This is a genomic window from Caballeronia fortuita (assembly GCF_001544835.2).
In the GTDB taxonomy this organism is placed as follows: Bacteria; Pseudomonadota; Gammaproteobacteria; order Burkholderiales; family Burkholderiaceae; genus Caballeronia; species Caballeronia fortuita.
In genome coordinates, this window is the sequence record NZ_FCNX02000011.1 from 67525 (window position 1) to 86066 (window position 18542).

15 protein-coding genes and 2 pseudogenes are annotated in these 18542 nt (G+C 59.0%); 11 read left to right on the top strand and 6 right to left on the bottom strand.

The features are described 5' to 3' along the window. Positions 1 to 515: 515 nt before the first annotated feature. Entirely contained in the window at positions 516 to 1094 is a 579-nt protein-coding gene (locus tag AWB77_RS21285; RefSeq protein ID WP_082852702.1) for a phasin family protein, read from the bottom strand. Between the two features lie 620 nt (positions 1095 to 1714). Between AWB77_RS21285 and AWB77_RS21290 the strand changes: the two genes are divergently transcribed. Together AWB77_RS21290 and AWB77_RS21295 are read left to right on the top strand one after the other, a co-directional pair. Further along, entirely contained in the window at positions 1715 to 2872 is a 1158-nt protein-coding gene (locus AWB77_RS21290; protein WP_061136564.1) for an extracellular catalytic domain type 1 short-chain-length polyhydroxyalkanoate depolymerase, read from the top strand. Between the two features lie 199 nt (positions 2873 to 3071). Next, complete coding sequence (locus AWB77_RS21295) at positions 3072 to 3587, top strand: flavin reductase family protein (protein ID WP_244158596.1); 516 nt, start codon at positions 3072 to 3074, stop codon at positions 3585 to 3587. A 55-nt stretch (positions 3588 to 3642) separates the two neighbouring features. Here the strand turns inward: AWB77_RS21295 and AWB77_RS21300 are convergent, their stop codons facing one another. Together AWB77_RS21300 and AWB77_RS21305 are read right to left on the bottom strand one after the other, a co-directional pair. Then, the gene (locus AWB77_RS21300; protein ID WP_157694856.1) at positions 3643 to 4161 is read right to left on the bottom strand and encodes a response regulator; all 519 of its coding nucleotides are present in this window, start codon (positions 4159 to 4161) and stop codon (positions 3643 to 3645) included. A 138-nt stretch (positions 4162 to 4299) separates the two neighbouring features. Beyond that, the gene (locus tag AWB77_RS21305; protein ID WP_061136436.1) at positions 4300 to 5226 is read right to left on the bottom strand and encodes a sensor histidine kinase; all 927 of its coding nucleotides are present in this window, start codon (positions 5224 to 5226) and stop codon (positions 4300 to 4302) included. A 309-nt stretch (positions 5227 to 5535) separates the two neighbouring features. Between AWB77_RS21305 and AWB77_RS21310 the strand changes: the two genes are divergently transcribed. Continuing rightward, positions 5536 to 5832 (top strand): DUF6723 family protein, encoded by a 297-nt coding sequence (locus tag AWB77_RS21310; RefSeq protein ID WP_244158597.1) that lies wholly within the window; start codon positions 5536 to 5538, stop codon positions 5830 to 5832. A gap of 152 nt (positions 5833 to 5984) precedes the next feature. After that, complete coding sequence (locus AWB77_RS36950) at positions 5985 to 6158, top strand: Rossmann-fold NAD(P)-binding domain-containing protein (protein ID WP_244158607.1); 174 nt, start codon at positions 5985 to 5987, stop codon at positions 6156 to 6158. A gap of 164 nt (positions 6159 to 6322) precedes the next feature. On the opposite strand, the gene AWB77_RS21320 is transcribed toward AWB77_RS36950, so the two are convergent. Further along, on the bottom strand, positions 6323 to 8710 hold the full coding sequence (locus AWB77_RS21320; protein WP_061136438.1) for a PAS domain S-box protein: 2388 nt from the start codon (positions 8708 to 8710) through the stop codon (positions 6323 to 6325). A 372-nt stretch (positions 8711 to 9082) separates the two neighbouring features. Then, positions 9083 to 10183, bottom strand: a complete 1101-nt coding sequence (locus tag AWB77_RS21325) for an IS5 family transposase (RefSeq protein ID WP_061136567.1) — start codon at positions 10181 to 10183, stop codon at positions 9083 to 9085. A 127-nt stretch (positions 10184 to 10310) separates the two neighbouring features. Here AWB77_RS21325 and AWB77_RS37475 point away from each other — a divergent pair, with 127 nt between their 5' ends. Then, positions 10311 to 10565: a response regulator gene (locus AWB77_RS37475; protein ID WP_074168921.1), complete on the top strand. Its 255-nt coding sequence runs from the start codon at positions 10311 to 10313 to the stop codon at positions 10563 to 10565. Positions 10566 to 11054: 489 nt separating this feature from the next. Here the strand turns inward: AWB77_RS37475 and AWB77_RS21335 are convergent, their stop codons facing one another. After that, positions 11055 to 11573 (bottom strand): low affinity iron permease family protein, encoded by a 519-nt coding sequence (locus AWB77_RS21335; protein ID WP_061136568.1) that lies wholly within the window; start codon positions 11571 to 11573, stop codon positions 11055 to 11057. Positions 11574 to 11861: 288 nt separating this feature from the next. Between AWB77_RS21335 and AWB77_RS36955 the strand changes: the two are divergent. The 6 genes and pseudogenes from AWB77_RS36955 to AWB77_RS21360 form a co-directional block, all read left to right on the top strand. Further along, positions 11862 to 12005, top strand: a pseudogene (locus tag AWB77_RS36955) (Hsp20/alpha crystallin family protein); the annotation flags it as partial. Between the two features lie 421 nt (positions 12006 to 12426). Then, positions 12427 to 13440 carry a SpoIIE family protein phosphatase gene (locus AWB77_RS21340; protein ID WP_061136440.1) on the top strand — a complete coding sequence of 338 codons (1014 nt, stop codon included), beginning with the start codon at positions 12427 to 12429 and terminating at the stop codon, positions 13438 to 13440. 119 nt (positions 13441 to 13559) lie between these two features. Continuing rightward, positions 13560 to 13796, top strand: a complete 237-nt coding sequence (locus tag AWB77_RS21345) for a hypothetical protein (RefSeq protein WP_061136441.1) — start codon at positions 13560 to 13562, stop codon at positions 13794 to 13796. A gap of 402 nt (positions 13797 to 14198) precedes the next feature. Beyond that, positions 14199 to 15296 carry a S1 family peptidase gene (locus AWB77_RS21350; RefSeq protein WP_082852703.1) on the top strand — a complete coding sequence of 366 codons (1098 nt, stop codon included), beginning with the start codon at positions 14199 to 14201 and terminating at the stop codon, positions 15294 to 15296. Positions 15297 to 16899: 1603 nt separating this feature from the next. Further along, a complete protein-coding gene (locus AWB77_RS37480) occupies positions 16900 to 17160 on the top strand; it encodes a PHB depolymerase family esterase (protein WP_061136442.1) in 261 nt (86 codons plus the stop codon). A gap of 274 nt (positions 17161 to 17434) precedes the next feature. Beyond that, positions 17435 to 18476: pseudogene (locus tag AWB77_RS21360) on the top strand (SDR family oxidoreductase). Positions 18477 to 18542: the final 66 nt, after the last annotated feature.

Sequence of the window (18542 nt, forward strand, 5' to 3'; positions counted from 1 at the left end):
TTTTCCTCAAAGCGGGACTTGCAGGACGAACGGGTCGGTTTGAGTGAGCGAGCGCGGCACTCAGAACTATTAAGGAGTCGGTATATCGCGGCGGTATGCACGTAACGCACGGGCAACGACTGACGACTTTTCTTCGCTGGAAGCGCGGCATGGCGCTTACTCGCAACGACGTGAGTCGCATTTTGCTCATCCGACGCAACCTAAGCGAACGGGTATCCAGGAGTGTTCTGGCTCACGTCTAGAGAGCGAATCAGATCGGGCAATGCGACCGGCTTCACGAAATGTCGTTCGAAGCCGGCATCCAAAGGCCGCTTGACGTCCTCGGACTGACCGTAACCGGTGAGCGCAAACAGACGGAGTTGCGCGTGCTGCGGTGGCGTCCGCAGGGCGAGAGCCAGATCCTACCCATCCAGCCCGGCAGACCAATATCAAGAATGGCGACGGCAGGCGCGAAACTCGAAGGAGTCTGCCGCGTGCATGAAGCCGCTCATGAGGCTCCATGCGTCATCGCAAGATCAGAGCGCGCGCTTGACCGAAGCGCGAGAGGTCTTCGCGATCTCACCGTTTGCGTCCAGTATGGCGCCGCTCGTTTCCCGCGCAGCCTCACTTGTGGAATCGGCCAGAGTTGTGACGAGTGCGCTCGACGATTGCGCGGCAGTCTGCATGTCATCGCTTGCGGCCTTCGACATGTCATTGAACTTGATGCCGTTGCGTTCATATTGACTGCGCGCTTCGCCCATGATGTCGTCCTGCGTGGTCTTGACAATCGACAGGACGTGCTGGCCATACGAAGCGGCCTTTTCGGGAAACTGCGCGAGCATGACCGACTGCCAGCCGAGCACGTCGCCCGCACTTGCTTCATCTCCCGCGCTTAGAAGCGCGTTGCTTTCCTCGACCATTTTGCGAACCGTTTGAACGTTTAGTTCGGCGAGGGCCTGCAGACCGCTGGCGAACCGCCCGCTCATGTTGAGAAACGCCTGCAAGTTGGCGCGCGCGAGCGACGGAATCTGGTAAGCGAAATAACCGGGATAGTGAAACATTGACCGCTCCTTCTGAGGGTGGAATGGAACTCGGTAAGAGACGTCACGCGGCATGCGAACGACACCGGTTGGGCGTTCCTGCAACCGCCGTCGAGTAAAAAACTCGGGCAGCTTCTAATCAGGTCAAGCGATATGACAGCGGGGGACCTGTGCGATAAATGTTCGGCGATACGCGCTGGCTGTCCGACCATGCCGCATTTCCATTTGAGACGAGGCCGACACCCGCTGGGTTCCTATGCCACCCGAGAAAATTTTAAGCACGCTCGGCCGGTGCTCATTGTCCGTTCGGTGCGCCCGATGCGGGCGAAGGAGACGGACGCATGCGCCGAAGGTGTCCACGCGGTCGCATGCGCTTGCTGCTTCCTGCCATCCGTGACTTTCTCCGGATCGGTACATCTTCCGACGCGCTTCACCCGGCTCTCGAGGCGTTCATTGGCGTCGCCAAGGGGTGGCACGTCGCTTGCCTTCCTTCTCGACATCAGCTTTTTTGACGGCTCCTACTCGAACTGGCACCAGGCAGATCGCCAAGCATCGCACCACCTGGACCACAACCGGGTCAAGCGAAGCTCGCGTCGGCGCCATCAGAGCTTCGCGGTGCATTACTGCGCATGGTCATCGACGGCGTGAAGGCTGCGCCTTGTTCGTGTGCGCGAACCATACTTTTAGGAACGCAGATGAATCCATTCAACCTCTTTGCCCCTGCTGACGCGTTCTGGTCAATTTTCGGGCTCGCGTTCGCACCTGCCCGATTTCTTGAAGGCGTAGACACAGCGGTCGCGTCTCCTCCCGATCGAGAGTGCAACGTGCCACGTGGTGATGAGGATGCACGACCGGTAACTTCTGAGTCGGTCTTCACCATGCTGGAGGATGAGTCGTCGATTTTGGAAGAGCCCAGAACTGCCTACTCTGGAGACAGAAACCGCCGGACAGGAACACCGCAGTGGATAAGCCAGCACTTTGACATCGGCGATGAACGCCAACAGTTCAAAGTCTATGTCCCGAGCAGCTACGGTGGTCAGCCGCTTGCGCTGATCGTCATGCTTCACGGGGCACAGCAGGATCCCGACGATTTTGCGGCAGGCACCGGGATGAATGTCGTGGCGGAAGAGAAAGGCTACATCGTCGTCTACCCGGAGCAGTCTGAAAGTGCCAATCTGCTGCGCTGCTGGAACTGGTTTCGACCTGAAGATCGAACGCGCGAGGTTGGCGAATCGGCAGTGATCGCTGCCCTCACGCGCCACGTCATGGCGTCATACAACGTCGACGATGCTCGTGTGTACGTCGCTGGCATGTCGGCCGGTGGCGCGATGGCCGTCAATCTTGCCGTGACTCACCCAGAGCTCTATGCGGGCGCAGCCATTCACTCCGGCATAGCCTTCGGCGTGGCCGACGGGCACCTGTCGGCCCTATGTGCGATGAACGACGGGAAAGGAAAAATTCGTTTGCCCGCGCCGATCCTAGATGGAACCGCGCGGCACACCGTGCCCTTGATTGTCTTTCACGGCGATGCCGACGATACGGTGCATCCTGGCAACGGGGAGCAGATCGTTGCGATGAGCCAAATGTTGCATCCGGACCTCGACGGCACGCCTGCAGAGTCAATGCGCATCCAGCCGGGTGCGTTCGGCCACGCTTCTACTCGGCGCGTCTTTCGCGATCAGGCTGGCGCGCTAATTGGCGAGCAGTGGATCGTTCATGGACTGCGCCATGCATGGTCGGGAGGGCACCCCGACGGAACCTATACTGACCGGCGTGGCCCTTGCGCGACGAAAGAGATCGTGAGGTTTTTCGAACAGGTTTCGCGCAAATTGCAGCCACATGAAAACCACTAACGAACGCGGACGCAAGGGAAGTGCAATAGACCGGGGAAGGGCAGACCTCAGCACAGCGGTACCATTTCGTTGCCGCGATGCCGATGGCCCGAGACCGAGCGGGCAGGGCGGGCAAACGAGAAAGTGGCATCGTCGAGCGCGACTGCTCGCGATGTCCGGCGTTGACATCGGCAGGCGCACAGATCAAGGGTGGAGTGCTATGCGAGACAACAACATGGCGGACCTTTTCCGGGGTCTGACGGCGGGCGTGTATGTCATCGGCGTTGCGCAGGGAGAGTTCCGAAATGCATTTACGGCAAGTTCGGTGATGCTCGTTTCTTTTCGCCCGCTCCTTGTCGCGATAAGTGTCAATCCAACCCATGCGTCTTATCCGATTCTCGATGGCGGCGGCGTTTTTACAATCAATGTTCTGAAAGCGGAGCAGCTGAATGCAGCTGAGCACTTCGGAACCCAGTCCGGCCGCACAGTCGACAAGCTGTCCGCAACGCCGTGGCGAGCCGGTCGTACGGGGGCACCATTGTTGATCGACGCGCTTGCCCACATTGAATGTCAGGTGGTCATGGATATAGAGGCTGGTGATCATCGACTCGTAGTGGGACGAGTCGTTGATGGGGCCGTACTCGCCGCGGATGCCTCCCCCTTACTTTACGCATCGACCGGAGACCTCGATCAGAGCGCTGAACTCTATGCGAAGGAGTTTTGCCAACTGAAGTAGAAACTGGGATCGACCGGAGAACGGGTGCCAACGATTCGTAGGCTCCGTCATCACGTTAGCGCAGAACGCGGTCCAGCGCCGCCATGTCGATCGGCTTGACAAAATGATGTTCGATGCCAGCCTCGCGCGAGCGCTGGCGATCTTCCCTCTGAGCCCAGCCGGTGATGGCGATGAGCGTGTACCGACTACCGTCGGCACGGGCGCGGAGATGTCGAGCCAATTCGTAACCGCCCATACCGGGCATGCCAATATCGAGAAGGACCACGTCTGGCAAAAAGTCGTCGAGTGCGGCAAGCGCCGACGCGCCGTCGTGCAAGGCTTTCACATGTGCACCGCGAAGCCGCAACAACATGCATAGGATTTGCGCCGCGTCGCGGTTGTCGTCGACGATAAGAATCCGGGAGTTGAGGCGCTCGGCGTCCTTATGTCGTGTCGCGTTTTCGGTGGCGTCACCGTTTGATTCCGACAATGGTAGTTGGACGATAAACTCGGCGCCGTGCCCGAGTCCCGCGCTGCGGGCCAACACCGTGCCGGCGTGCATTTCGACAAGAGAGCGAACCAGTGTCAGCTCCACGCCTAGGCCGCCTGTCCGCGCTGGTGCGAGCGTTCGGCCTGCATGAACCTGTCGAAAATCTTCGAGAGCATTTCCGGGGGATGCCCCCACCGTTGTCGCAGACCGTTACGACGGCGCTATCGCCATCGCGGCGGGCGCTCAGTTCATGTAGCCGCCAGGGGCGGTGTACTTCGCCGCGTGGTTGAGCAGATTGGCGATCACTTGCGCTAGCCGCACCGGGTCACCATTGACGAACAGCGCCTGACCCGGCAGCTCGAGGGAGAGTCGGTGATGTCCCGCGTCAATGAGCGGCCTGCTGATCTCAACAGCACTATGCAACACAGCACCGAGATCGACGCGCTGTTTTCGTAGCACAATCGTCCCGCGGGAGATGCGCGACACTTCGAGCAGGTCGTCTACGAGGTGCACCATGTGCGTTACCTGCCGCTCGATCATCTGGACCACGTTCGATGTCGTTGTCGGATCCTCGCCATTCAGTTTCAGAACGTCGAGGCCCGTTCGGATCGGTGCGAGAGGATTACGCAGTACATCGGCAAGCGTTGCAAGGAATTCGTCCTTCCAGCGATCCGCCTCGGTCAGCGCCATCTCGGCGCGCTTGCGGTCGGACATATCGTGGAACCAAACAGCGACTCGGCGATCTCGTGGCTCGCCAATGCGAAAGGCATAGACGTCATACCATCGGTGCAGCGCAGCGGCCGGCTGCTCGAATTGTTGGGACTCGCCAGTCACGGCAATGCGCCCATAGACTTCATACCGGTGCGCTTCGCGCTCCGGCGCAAGGCTGCGCCTCGAGCGATCCTCAACGCCGCTGAGGCCAGTCTGCCGTTCGAATGACCGATTCACCTCCTCGAAGACATAGTCGTAGCCCTGTCCCGCATCGTCAAGGATCGCGCGAATGATGCAGTAACCCTCATCGATCGATTCGAACAAGGTGAGATAGCGCGCCTCGCTCGCGGCGACCGCCTCTTCGGCGAGGCGGCGCTGCGTTGCGTCGCTGGCAGTGCCGAACCATTCTACGACGCGGCCACTCGCGTCTTTGATCGGAATGGCACGAGAATGAGTCAACCTTCGCTACCGTCGACCCGTAGGACGCGATGTTCGGGCTCGAAGCCGCTGCCAGACTCAATCGCTTGCTGGACTCGTTCGCGCTCACCCATCGGAATGTATCGCTCGAGCCAGTTGCTCGCGGGTGCATTGGTGTCAGCGATGAATTCTCGTCCTTGCAATTGATCATCTGCGTCCAGTCGCGGTTCATTCGATAGATGACGTCAGACGTGGCGTTTGTAAACGCACGAAGCGTGTCATATTGAGTGCCTATGTGCGACCTCAGCAAGCGTCCTCATGGCAGAATGTTCTCTTTCAAGGGCATGACTGATGAAACCGAAGGCCGGACGACTACCGAAGCTTGTTCTCTTTGCGAATCAGAAGACAATGCCGACGCGCGGGACAAGTGATACTTATTTTGAAGTGTATGCTTCTTATCGGGGTACAGCGGGAAGCGGGTTTTATGGCACTCTGAAGGCGATCAGAAAAGCGGACAGCAGGTTACTCTTTCCGTTCGACGGAGCCGAGCAGATCGGGCCCTATTCTTCAAAAGAAGACGCAACGAATGCCGCGCAAACAAGGGGCGACGCCTTGGTCGCCGCAGACATCGCCTATCCAGAGCGGTGAGTGGCACCGAGCATAGAGATCTGTGCAATCTGACCCACGCAAGGTCGGGTAGATCGGCCTAGCGCCGGCGCTCGTTGCTGAATACGGCGCCAGGGCGTGCGGGTCAATCGGTATTGGCCGACGACGCGGTGGACGCTGACATGTATCGCAGTATGAGCGGTGACGACGAGCCGCAGGCGTTCTCGACGCGTCCGTATGCACCCAAGCGTGCTGCAAAGGCAGAACAGTTCGCGCACTCTGTGCTTTATCTGGCCTCAGACGACAAGTCCTTCGCGACCAGTACAGTGCCACTCGTTGATGGCGGAACGTCGATTACCCAAACATGATCCAATAAATGTTGGATGCACCGAGTCCGGCGCGCATCAACTTCGAAGGCAGACATCGCGGAGGCCAATAGCCTTTCCAGCCTTGCTCGTTCGTGCGGAATTTTGGTCGGGATTGCGGCTTGGCGCATGTGCACGAATCTTACTGTTGATGTCTCCCGCAGGATTTATTGCGTATCAACGGCAGGACGGCCATTCGCCTCATCCATCACCTTTTGAAGCACGGTCTGCAAGTCATCGAAGGTGTAGGGCTTGAGCAGCTGGAACCATGCGAACGCGCGCGTTTCGTCGTTTGCAACAGGCTCGCCGGAAGCGAAGATGACACTGAGCCCGGGACAAAACGAGCTAGCTTGTTGCGCAACGTCCAACCCCGACATGTCAGGCAAGTTGATGTCGGTCATCAGCACATTGAATCTTCGCTGCGCCATCTCGGCGAACGCCTGCGTCGCTGTCTCGGCCTGCACGACATGATGACCCAACATGAGAAGCAATTCGCAAACGGCCTCGCGCGCAGATTGATTGTCTTCGACCACGATGATCTCGAGGGTTGTCACGGTGCCGTGCCGCTGCGCTTCGGAGATCGCGCTGGGTTGTGCAAGCATCTGTCCGGGTGAACCGAGCACGTGGCGAATCTTGGATGCCAGTTCTGCGCGGCTGTACGGCTTGCTCAAGAGTTCAACGCCTTCGTCCAGGCGTCCAGCATGAACGATGGCGTTCTGGGTGTAGCCGGATGTGAATAGCACCTTAAGATGCGGTTGAAGTTCCAACGCCTGTCGCGCCATCTCGGGGCTTTTGAGCGAGCCCGGCATCACGACATCGGTGAACAGTAAATCAATATGAACGCCGCTCCCCAGAACGACGAGCGCCTGGTCTGCGTTGTCAGCTCTCAACACGCTATAGCCGAGTCCTGAGAGCATTTCAATGACTGTTGTCTGAACCTTCGCATCGTCCTCCACGACCAGCACGGTCTCTGGACCGCCCATCAATTTGGCGCTAGCACGTTTGACCGGTTCGTAAGCTTCAGCCGACGAGTTTGGCAGGTAGATGCGCACCGTTGTGCCATGGTCGAGTTCGCTATAGATTCGAATGTGGCCTCCACTTTGTTTAACAAAACCGTAGGCCATGCTCAACCCCAAGCCGCTGCCGGCGCCTTCTGGCTTGGTGGTAAAAAACGGGTCGAAGGCGCGTTCCAGCACCTCCGGCTTCATGCCAGTGCCCGTGTCGGTCACGCCAAGCATCACATACTGCCCCGCAGGTACATCTGATAACGGACGCACGTACCCGTCGTCGAGCATCGCATTAGACAGTTCGAGCGTGAGCGTCCCTCCATCAGGCATCGCGTCGCGCGCGTTGATTGCCAGATTCAGCAGGACGTTTTCAAGCTGGTGGGTGTCGACCATGGCGTTCCATAAATCGCCCGACACGACAGTCTCCACCGAGATCGTTTCCCCGAGCGCACGCCTCAATAGATCGTCGGTGCTTCGGATCATATCGCCGAGATTGACGGGGACAGGCCGGAGTGCCTGGCGTCGACCGAAAGCAAGCAGCTGCGAGGCGAGTTTTGCGCCGCGGTCTACGGCTTCCAGCGCGTTGAAGAGGCGAGTGGTCAGCCACTCATCTCTTGGCTGCCGGGCATTGATAAGCTCCAGGTTGCCGCGCAGCACTTGAAGCACGTTGTTGAAGTCGTGTGCGACACCGCCGGTCAGCTTGCCAATCGCTTCCATCTTCTGCGATTGAAATAGGGCGGCCTGCGTCTGCTCCAGCGTGCGTTGAGCCTCTCGCCTTTCCGTGACATCGCGAGTGATTTTGGCGAATCCGATTAGGGTACCCGCTTCATCTTTGATCGCATCTATGACGACATGCGCCCTGAACCGCGTGCCGTCGCGGCGCACACGCCATCCCTCAGCTTCGAAACGACCTTCGCTTGCGGCCGTGCTTAGCGCTTTTTCAGGCACGCCCGACACCACGTCGTCCGGTACGTAGAAGCGCGAGAAATGAGACCCTAGGATCTGCTCGGCAGTGTAGCCTTTTATTCGTTCCGCGCCCTGGTTCCAGCTGCTCACCTTACCTTCGGGTGAGAGCATAAAAATCGCGTAATCAGTGACACCCTGAACGAGTAGTCGAAAGTTCCGCTCGCTCTCAATTACCGCGTCGTGTGCCTGCCTCTTCTCCGTTTCGTCACGCACGACCTTGAGAAAGCCGGCGAGGGATCCTTCTGCGTCGTGAATGGCAGTTGTGACAACGCTCGCCCAGAAGTGCGAACCGTCCTTACGCCTACGCCACCCTTCGATTGCATAGCTACCGCGTGCCTGCGCGCCTTCGAACTCTGCCTCGAACGTTTGCGGATCGCGCGCCTCGGGCGGAAATAACTCCGAGTAGTGGCATCCGACAATCTCTTCCGTCTCGTATTGGTAGATCAACGTGCTGCCCGGGTTCCAGGAAGCGACAATTCCACGAGGGGTCAAGGCGAAGACGGCAAGATCGACCGAGCTTTGCGCCCAGATTCTGGTCCAGTCAGCAAAATTGAAGTCGGTTTTACTGCCTCTAGCGTCCATGGGCGTTCTTGTGAGATTTGTTTTCGGGGCGTTACGGGCGGTGAGCCGCGGACCGCGGGCGGGGCGAGGTCGCCCATTCTAGCTGTTATGTCACGCGCGTTTCACGGGCACCCAGATCGCGCTTATACCCGCAGAGGACAACGGGAAGCGGAGCCGTAAAGATGGCGCGGGTTTGATAGTCGACGATGAGCCAGCAATAGCCGAGGCACTCAGTTTCATCCTAGCAGGCCGTTGAAATATCCGTCGTTGGCGCGCTAAGACGCGTTGCGACGGATGCTGAACTCGCGCTTCTGACACGCGCAAAAACCCTTGTGAGCGTTCGATGCTGCTCGTGAGTTCACAAAACCGACGCTATCGATTGCTTCCTTCCCCTCAAGCGGCAAGTGTTCGCATACGCGTCAGGTTATAGCCGACCTGGGTCAGCACGAAGAGCTGGTCTACGCGTTCAAGTCCCCGGCACATCGCTTGTCGAATTCGTCCGACCGTCTTGCCCCATCCAAACACCTGTTCAATCCGTTTACGTTTTTGCTGACTCACCGCGTAGCCCGGCCAACGTGTAGTTCGCTCATCAATCGCTGAGCCTCCTGAACGTCCTTCGTTTTGGGCCACATGAGGCGTGACGCGATTCGACCGACAACTGGCTACGAAGCCGGCAGTGTCGTAGTTCTTATCCGCGCCGACCGTGATGCCGCTCGGTGCGACACTCGCAGCATCGGCAAGCATCTGCGCCGCGCAGTCTCGCTCGGCCGTGCCGGTCGCCAGCGTCACCTGCGCGTTGACCACCAGTCCGTGTCGGTTATCGGTCAATACATGACCTATATAACAGAGCATCGCTCCCGTTCCCTTGCTTTTGCGAAACAGGCGCGCCTGCTCGTCCGTCGTGGATTGGTGCGTTTCGTTACTGCGTTTTTGCCCATGCCAATTGTCATTCGGTGCGGGAGGTTCGTCTGGAGGCGTATCGTCGTCGCTCGGACTCGCCTTGGGCACGAAGCTCTTATGCCCGGCCCACGCCTGAATCAAAGTGCCATCGACGCTGAAGTGCTCGCCAGAGAGATAGCCTCGCTCGCGGGCCGTCTCGACCGTCTCGTTAAAGAGCAACACCAGTACATCGTGTTCGAGCAAGCGGTCGCGGTTCTTGCTGAACGTCGAATGGTCCCACACCGTTCCGTCCATCGGCAGACCGACGAACCAGCGGAACAACATGTTGTAGGAAATCTGTTCCATCAACATCCGTTCGCTGCGAATCGAGTACAACACCTGCAGCAACAGCGCCCGAACCAACTTCTCCGGTGCAATGCTCGGCCGACCACCTCTCGCGTCTGCCTCGTACATTCGCGAGAACACATCATCCATGCGCTTGAGCGAGTCATTGAGCCATGTACGAATCGGACGCAACGGATGGTCTTTTGGCACGAAATCATCAAGCTTCAACACCGTGAACATCGACTCGGTAAAACTATCGCTGCCGCGCATCCGTTCCATCTCGCTCTCGTTAATGACTTCAGATTCAACGTTCACCCCTTCATTCAGGATGACCGTTTGACGAGGTATTTCAACGACCTGCTAGACGACGCAGGGTACGAAGTCCAAAGCGCCAAGGATGGTTGTTCGGCCTTGGCTACAGCCTCAATGGCGGCCTGACATCATCTTGTCCGACCTGATGATGCCGCGAATGGGCGGAGAAGAGTTGCTGCATCGCCTCAGGGAAACAAACGAGTTAGCGCACGTTCCCATGGTGGCAATGAGCGCGCCGGCCCCTTTGAGCGCGTCTCTTTTCAATGGATTTCTGCAGAAGCCGTTTCCGGCGGTCACTATGCTTCAAGTTCTTCGACAGGCGATATCGGCGGCGGAATGATGTGATGCCCCTACGAACTGCGCCGAGACAGGCGGGCGATCAACTTCTTGCGCTGTCTACACCATTGGAATGCAGGGCGCCTCCTCGGCCAAGACTTGGAGGTCATACAACTTCGGCACCTCAAGATCCAATTAAATCAGCGCCCGGCCCTCGCTTCGGCGGCTCGTCCACAGGCCTTCGCGCCGCCGATAAGAAAGCGCTTCCTCGCCGTCACGAGCGGTCATGACCCACAGCCGTCCGAGTACGGCTCAAGAGCAAGCAGCGCGAGCTCGAGGTCGTGCGGATCGTCTTCGACGAGCAGGAGCGATTGCATGAGCGCTGGAAGTTTGTCGGTTCTATGGCTGAAAACGCTTTGCGAATCGTGCGCAATGAAGTCACGGGCGCGAGCGCCGCTCTATGCCTTGATTGCACGCTTTTCTGGCCATTTCGGTCATTTGACTTTTCAGATGCCAGGACAGGTGAACAGCTATTCGTTTTTTTCGCGCCGGTTCATGTATTCCCTGCCTGCGATTCTGTTGTCGAGACTTCGACTTCTTTGGGTGCTTCGGCCGGCGTAGCGTCCGGCTGTCGCGTCGACAATCGCAGATATGCTGCTGCTAGCCGGCGCAGCTCGTCTTCAGAAGCATCCTCTATCCCGATGAGCTGATTACTTGCCGCGCGATGCGAAGATAAGAGCTCGTTGAGTTTTAAGTGGAGCGCGACACTATCTTTGTTTTGACTCTGTTGAATCAAGAAAACCATCAGAAAGGTCACCACCGTTGTGCCTGTATTGATGACAAGCTGCCAACCATCCGAATAATGGAACATTGGCCCAGTGACGACCCAGGCGACCACCGTCAAGACGGCGATACAAAAGGCGGCGGGCGACCCGGCCCATCGCGTGACTAGGCTTGCGAATGTGTCAAATGCCCGAGTCAAAGGGTGCTGGCCGGCGTATGCAGGACTTGATGTGTCGGGAACGGTATCGAGCTCGTCGGTAGACGACGCCGCGGAATTGTTGGGTTTCATGTTGGACTCCAGCACTAACTCTCTTGGACAAAAGCGCAACAGACATGCCAGTTGGCGCGTTGTAAGGCGAAGCGCCCTAGCGTTCGCCTTACCCTATAGTAACGAGAGACGTTTCGACGGGAGGTATCAGAGATACTCGACCGGGTGACTGGGACTAGCAAAAAGGATCTGTTTGGGCGCATTCATTTTGCCCGCTCGGTGAAAAGGCGGTCAGTGCCCGTTTTGTTGACCGTTCTTTTCGAAGCCGCCCCCGTTCCTCTTTTTTTGCCAGACGACTCGAACCCGCGGGTGACGCTGTGGGCGGACTTGCCCGGAGTATCGCGCGACAAACTGGAAGTGAATGTTCACGACGGGAGCCTGACAATTGATGCTGAGTCAGCGGTTTCGGTCCCAGCAAACTTGCAACTTGCACACCCCGAGGTCCAATCGCCCACGAATCGGTACCCGCGGATTCTTCGGTGGAAATTCACCGATTCAAGTTTCTATTGGACGACTGGGGTTTCTCCGCTCGCAGAGACGATCTTCCTGCGCACGGCGAGAGTGATCGTCGAGAAATGGCAGACGGCAACGCGTTCATTAAATGCTCCGGGCGATTGTGAAAGCACAGCCAGCTGAGTACGACGGGCTGGTGGGCCAAACCTTTCCCGACCATTACGAGAATTTCTCAGTTGACGAGTACTCGACGCCGCAGAGCGATGAGGAGTCTCAGGCCGAATAAGGTCTGCGCGCATCGCGCAAAGCAAACGTGTGTGGGCGCGGGCCACTGCGAGCGCGTATCGGTGCGCGGACAAACCGCGACCCATGTAAGCTGGGAACGCAAAGAGACGCTGCATCCATCAAGAGCAAAGATGACATGATGACCCTGCAGCAACGCTACGAGATCTCGACGGAGATTCACGGAATTTCCGCCCGGCGCGCTGCGATCGAACTGGCGCATGGTCTCGGTTTCGATGAAATGTTGCGCGACAAGCTTGCAGTGTTTGTGACCGAATGCGCCAATCACTTGCTTGAGACCGAAGAGCGCGGCGAACTCGTCATGCGACCGCTCGTCATTGACAATACGCCTGGCGCGTCGCGTCATGGCGTCGAAGTGCTGTTAATCAGCAGAGGGCAGGGTACGGCGGACCTGCACATCGGCTCGCAACTCCATCGACTACCTGACGAGTTCGAATTTTGGAGCTCCGGCAATCTCGGAACCGTACTGCGCGCAGCTTTATGGAATACGTCCGTCTTATCAGACCCACCAGCGGCGCCCCTCGCATCGGTGCCTTATGGAGTCGTCTCGCTGGCGCTGGAAGGTGAATCCGTCAATGGGGACGCATGGGCTTGCCACACCGGCGAGGACCATTTCACGGTACTTCTCGCCGACGGACTCGGCCACGGTACATTCGCCAACCGTGCTGCGAGCGAAGCGGCGGAATCGCTCGCGGAAAACGGCAACGCACCGCTCGAGGAAATTGTTCATCGCGCGCACGCCATGTTGCGATCCACGGTTGGCGCAGCCGTAGGTGTCGCACGCGTCCCGATCACTTCATCGACCACCGATCCCGCTCTTACCTTCGCTGGAGTTGGAAACATCTCGGCAAGCGTATGGACTGAACGGTCGCATAAGCATCTTCCATCGCATGATGGCGTGGTCGGGCACCGGGTTCGCCGCGTGCAATCATTCAGTGCGGATTGTCCTTCAGGCTCCCTTGTCGTTCTGCACTCAGACGGGCTGAAGTCTCGCTGGGACCTCTCGCGCTATCCTGGACTGTGGGTGCGCCACCCGGCCTTAATCGCTGCGGTGCTTTACCGCGACTTCGCGCGCGAGCATGACGATTTGACTGTCTTCGTTGTTCGGGCAGATCAACGCCCATCCGTGTGAATGAAATGCGACGCTCTTCTGCTTCCGCTGCGGACAAGTCGGGCCCAATCGATGCTGCCATATCATGATGGTCTAGCCACTTCACGGCGTGACAACAGGTCGACTTAGCGGAGAACGAGATGAACCTGATCGAGACGAGTTTTGACGTTGATCCAACGCCGCGTCGGGCGGACGGCGAGTATATGGCGCATGCAAAAATCACGACGCCTGCCGTAGACGGGCAAGAGGTTCAGTTCATCATGAGCGGTGACTTGGCCGGGTTCGATGAGCGGGAAGACGCCATTGTGTTCGCACGAACGTGGGCCCGTGAATGGATCGACGACTTTGTCCGAAAGGGGACGGTCCTGACGCAGTAACGCAGCCAAACATTTCCGTCACCCATTCCCGACCGAGGCACGGGATCCCACGTCGAGGAACGGCATCATCCAGTACCGCGGGTTCGAGATTCACGTCACCCTGGCGGCCTCATCGGAGGATCTCTATGACATGAGCTTCCAGATTTCCGGAGGCTGCAATCTGAGCGTGCTTGGCGCGTCCGGGCCGCCGCGCCCCACTTCACAACGGCCCGTTCACGCGGCGCTGGTCCTATCTCATTGCCGAGTGTGCCGGACAGGCAGCAATCGAACTTCTCGTTGGTCCGCCAGACGACGACACGGGCGCCCGATACCTGAGTAGCTCGTCGTCGCCAGTCGCTCCAAGTACCAGTTTCCAATCGCTGTGCAGTCCGTCCCGCAGGCGATTTTCACCGGATTCCCCAGATGGTTCAAGACGTGTTCGAGTTCTACGCGAGTGCAAATGGCGACCGGTGGCTTCTGCACCGCGGTGCCGACGACGTAACCATGGTCCGCCACGTGCCGAACATCGCTTCAGGTGGAAAGCCGACCGATACATCGGTCGGGGACTTCCTGGCATCGGCGCACGCGACGCCGCAGGGCGAGGCGCTCCTCGCATCGGTCGAAAACCTCGCCGGCTGCGCAGTTGGAGGACAGCCCTCAACCGTGCGCGCGACGATCAATCGACCTACCGTAGAAGGCCTATTGCTTGCGGCCGTTCGAGTGAGGACATTTGCGAATGAACGCCATCTAACGAACGCCAGCGGCTTTTTTTTCGCGCGCCACGAGCGGCTGTTCCTGGTGACCAGCCGGCACGTGGTCCACGATACGGCGAGCGAACACTTTCCGGACCGGCTCGAAATTGAACTCCATATTGACAGCGAGAACCTTGGGGCGTCGACTTGGTTTTCGCTTGCGCTTTACGCTGAAGGGATGAGCTTATGGCGAGAGGGCGCGGATGGAGGCGGTGAGGTCGACGTTGCCGCGCTGGAGGTGCTCAGGGAGCAGTTGCCCCGCACGGCGGTGTTCGAAGCGTTTGAGCCAGAGCATCTGCCCAAGGCTCAAGACGTGATGCCGGTCGGGTCTTCTGTCTTGATTGTTGGCTTCCCGCTCGGTTTTCATGATTCGTTGCACCACCTGCCCGTGGTCAGGCAAGGCGTCATCGCGTCGGCCTTCGGTTTACGCTTTCAAGGTAAAGGGTGTTTCATTACCGATGCGCGCACTCATCGAGGCACCAGCGGCGCGCCCGTCGTGATGAGTGATGCGAACAGCGCGACGGGGAGCAGCAGGTGCGCGCTGCCGTGGAAGCTGCTGGGCATTCACTCGTCAACGATCGACATGGGGGGACGAGACCTGCAAGTCGATGAATCACTTGGCCTGAACAGCGCCTGGTACGCCGACATCCTCATGGCAATCACACGACCACCTCTACAGGGAGCAACAATGACCGCGCATAACGAAGCCGATGAGCACTCCGATCAAGAAGACGTAGAGCGGGACGCACCTCAACCAACAATCGAATAAAACAAGGCTCCCGCCTCGCAAGACGCGCTGGATCGCGGCGACAAGGAAAAAATCGATAAAACGCTCGATGAGCTGCATGTCTCCACCACCGAGTCGGGCAAAGATCAATCGCGCAAACCCGACACTGAAGGGTCGAATTCCTCGAGCAAGAACCTTGACGAACAAAACGACTGCTTGAACGGCGTCAGAGCGCGCCCTGCGGGGCGCCGACCGCGTTGGGGAATGCGATCCCGTGACGCAAGGGCAACGCCCGACCGCGTTAATGGGTCAACCGGGCGAGCAGGCGCAGGAGTGCGTCGGTCGTGCCGGACTTCTGGCAATATGCGTCGAAGCCGGGCGCCGGCCTGGCTCATGGGTGACGGCCTCGTCTTGCGTAAAGGCCAACTGGGTGGTCGTCTTTGTCTCGATGCGTTCCCGTAGTCGGCGAGCGAGGGCGAAACCATCCATCGCGGGCATGTTGATGTCGAGTAAGGCAGCAGGAATTCACGTGGTGGCCAGATCCAGTCCCGCCTTCCCAGTCAAGACCCAACGCGCGTCATATCCTTCGATCGACAGCACTGCCGTGATCGCATCGGTGCCCGCCCGGTAATCGTGAACCACGAGTAGGCGCAGTTCCGATGAGGGGTAAGGCCGGCCTGACCGTTACGTGTGCGAGCTGCATGGCTAAGCCACATCGAGGGAGGATCGCAGTGGTCCAGCGGGCCCACAACACCGTTCACGGGGCGTCTTTGAGAGCGGACACCGCCCCGCACACCACAATGGACCCAGACTTCCGAGATCACAAAATGTCCGCGTGGTCAGTGGCGCGAAGGGATGACCCGCCCTTATCGACATGCACCGTTCAATGACATCGGCCAAGAACCACAGCTTGCTGTTCAGCGGTTTGCAATAACTGGCGCGCGTATTCCGAAATCCCAGAGTGCATGGTTTGTTTCGCTTCCATATTCATCTAACTTCGCTGGAGCATGCACAGATACGCATCACATTGCCCCGCGACGTTTTGAACTGAGTTGGCCTGCCGCGACGAAGCAACCGGTCCGAGATTGTGTCGCGGGACTGTCCGAGACCACAACTTGTATCGGCATGCCGCGACCGAGCCGGTGGCCGCGTCGTTGATGCCATAAATTGGGGCCCCGGGAACGGGCCTGCCGCTTGCGTATGTGATGCTTGGCCTTTTAGCTGTTGCTGAAGGCCGCCAACCATGGAGGAGCATGAGATGAGTAAAGCGCAGGACGCAAAGAAGACGCAGAAGAAGGCGGCGATGAAGACGCCGAAGGAAAAGAAAGCCGCGAAAAAGGAGAAAAAGGAGACGTCGAAGCGGCAGTGACGATACCCAGGTCTTGGTGCGAGCAGACCGACTGGAAGGTCGATCAATCGTCATCCTTCTGAGCCTCCGCCGACGCCGTCTGCGTCGTCTTCAACCTGCACATCACGCCGGATGGACACTCGACCGCAGCTGGGAGACGTCAATGAATTTCCCCGCCCCGTTTTTCTTGCCGCATCACGCGTTCTGGTCGTATGTCATTCCAGGCGCTTTCATATTGCGAAAGTTCTCTCTTGTCACGCCAATCCGGCGCGCGACTGCGCGGCGCAAGAACCAGCAATGGCGCAAGCGAACGGCGCCCCTGGGACGGGTAAGCAAACCTGGCGCGCGATGACGGTCATGCTCCACGCCGCGCAGCAGCACCCCGATGACTTCGCGGCGGGAACACAGATGAACGTGGCAGCCGAAGACGTTGGGTTCATTGTTGTGTATCCGCAGCAACCAAAGCGCGAGTCTGCTGCGTTGCGGGAACTGGTTTATACCGTCGCATCAGGCGCGCGACACCGGCGAAACCGCGCCGGTCGCCGCCCTCACGAATGAGCTTATCGTCCGGTTCAACCTAGTTCGCGCGCGGGTGTCTCGGTCCGAGCGCGCCGCGCAAGATCGCAAGGTCGACGTTCCCGCAAAGGTACGAGGCTTGCTATTCATTTGATCCAGGCGGGCGGCGCCGCACGCGCCTTGTATTGACGCGTTACCAAACCTGAAGCCGTGAGGACGCGGTGTGTCGACCATCGACGCGGCGGCGCCCGGCGACGGCCCGTGAGGAACGCGCAATGCTTGAGCGCATGCATATTTCTCCCACAGCGAGTCCAGCATGCGAATCAGGCTTAAACCTCTCGACGAACAGGTCATCATCATCACGGGCGCCACGAGTGGAATAGGGCTCGTCACCGCACGTACCGCTGCCAGACGCGGCGCCAGGCTGATGCTTGTGTCACGTAACGAGAAGGCGCTTTCCGAACTCGCCGACGAGTTGTCGCGAGATCGAAGCGGCAGTGTCGCGTACGCCGTCGCTGATGTCGGCGACCGCGAGCAGTTGCAAGCCGCCGCGGATGACGCGATTTCGCGTTTCGGCGGCTTCGACCTGGATCAACAATGCCGGCGTCTCGTTGTACGGGCGCTGCGTCGATGTGCCTCTGGAGGACCAGCGCAAGCTCTTCGATACGAACTACTGGGGTGTCGTCAACGGCTCGGTCGTCGCCGTGCAGCAGTTGCGGGAGCGGGGCGGCGCACTCATTAATCTCGGAAGCGAATTGTCGGATGTCGCCATTCCGCTGCAAGGCGCATACGTTGCATCGAAGCATGCCGTGAAGGGCTTCACCGATGCGTTGCGCATGGAACTCGCCGACGATCACGCACCGGTCTCGGTGACCCTCGTCAAGCCTGCGGGCATCGACACGCTTTTCGTCGAGCATGCGAAAAGCTATCTGGATTATCAGCCGAAGCTGCCGCAGCCAGTGTATGCGCCCGAAGTGGTCGCGCAGGCCATACTGCACGCCGCGGCTCATCCGCAGCGCGACGTCTATGCGGGTGGCGCCTCGCGCGGCATGGCCTGGTTCGGGCGCTCGGCGCCCCGAGCGTACGACGCCATGATGAGCCGGCTCGGCGTGAAGTCGCAGCTCACGAGCGAGCCGCGGCGCGAGGGCGATGCGCTCTACGAGAGCGGGACAGGCCTGAGCGAACGGTCTGGACGACACGGCCGGGTCCGCGAACGCAGCTTTTACACCGATGCGCGTACCCATCCTTCGAGTGCGCGCGCGGCGCTCATAGGGATGGCGGGCGTGCTGCTGGTCGCTGCGGCGCGGCGCTATGTGCGCGAGACACAGGGACATCGGCTAACCCGCTTCCTGCGCTGAAGGGTGCATGGTTCATGCAGAGAGGGAACAAACTCTTGGAGAGAGCTATTCATGAGCGATTGCTTT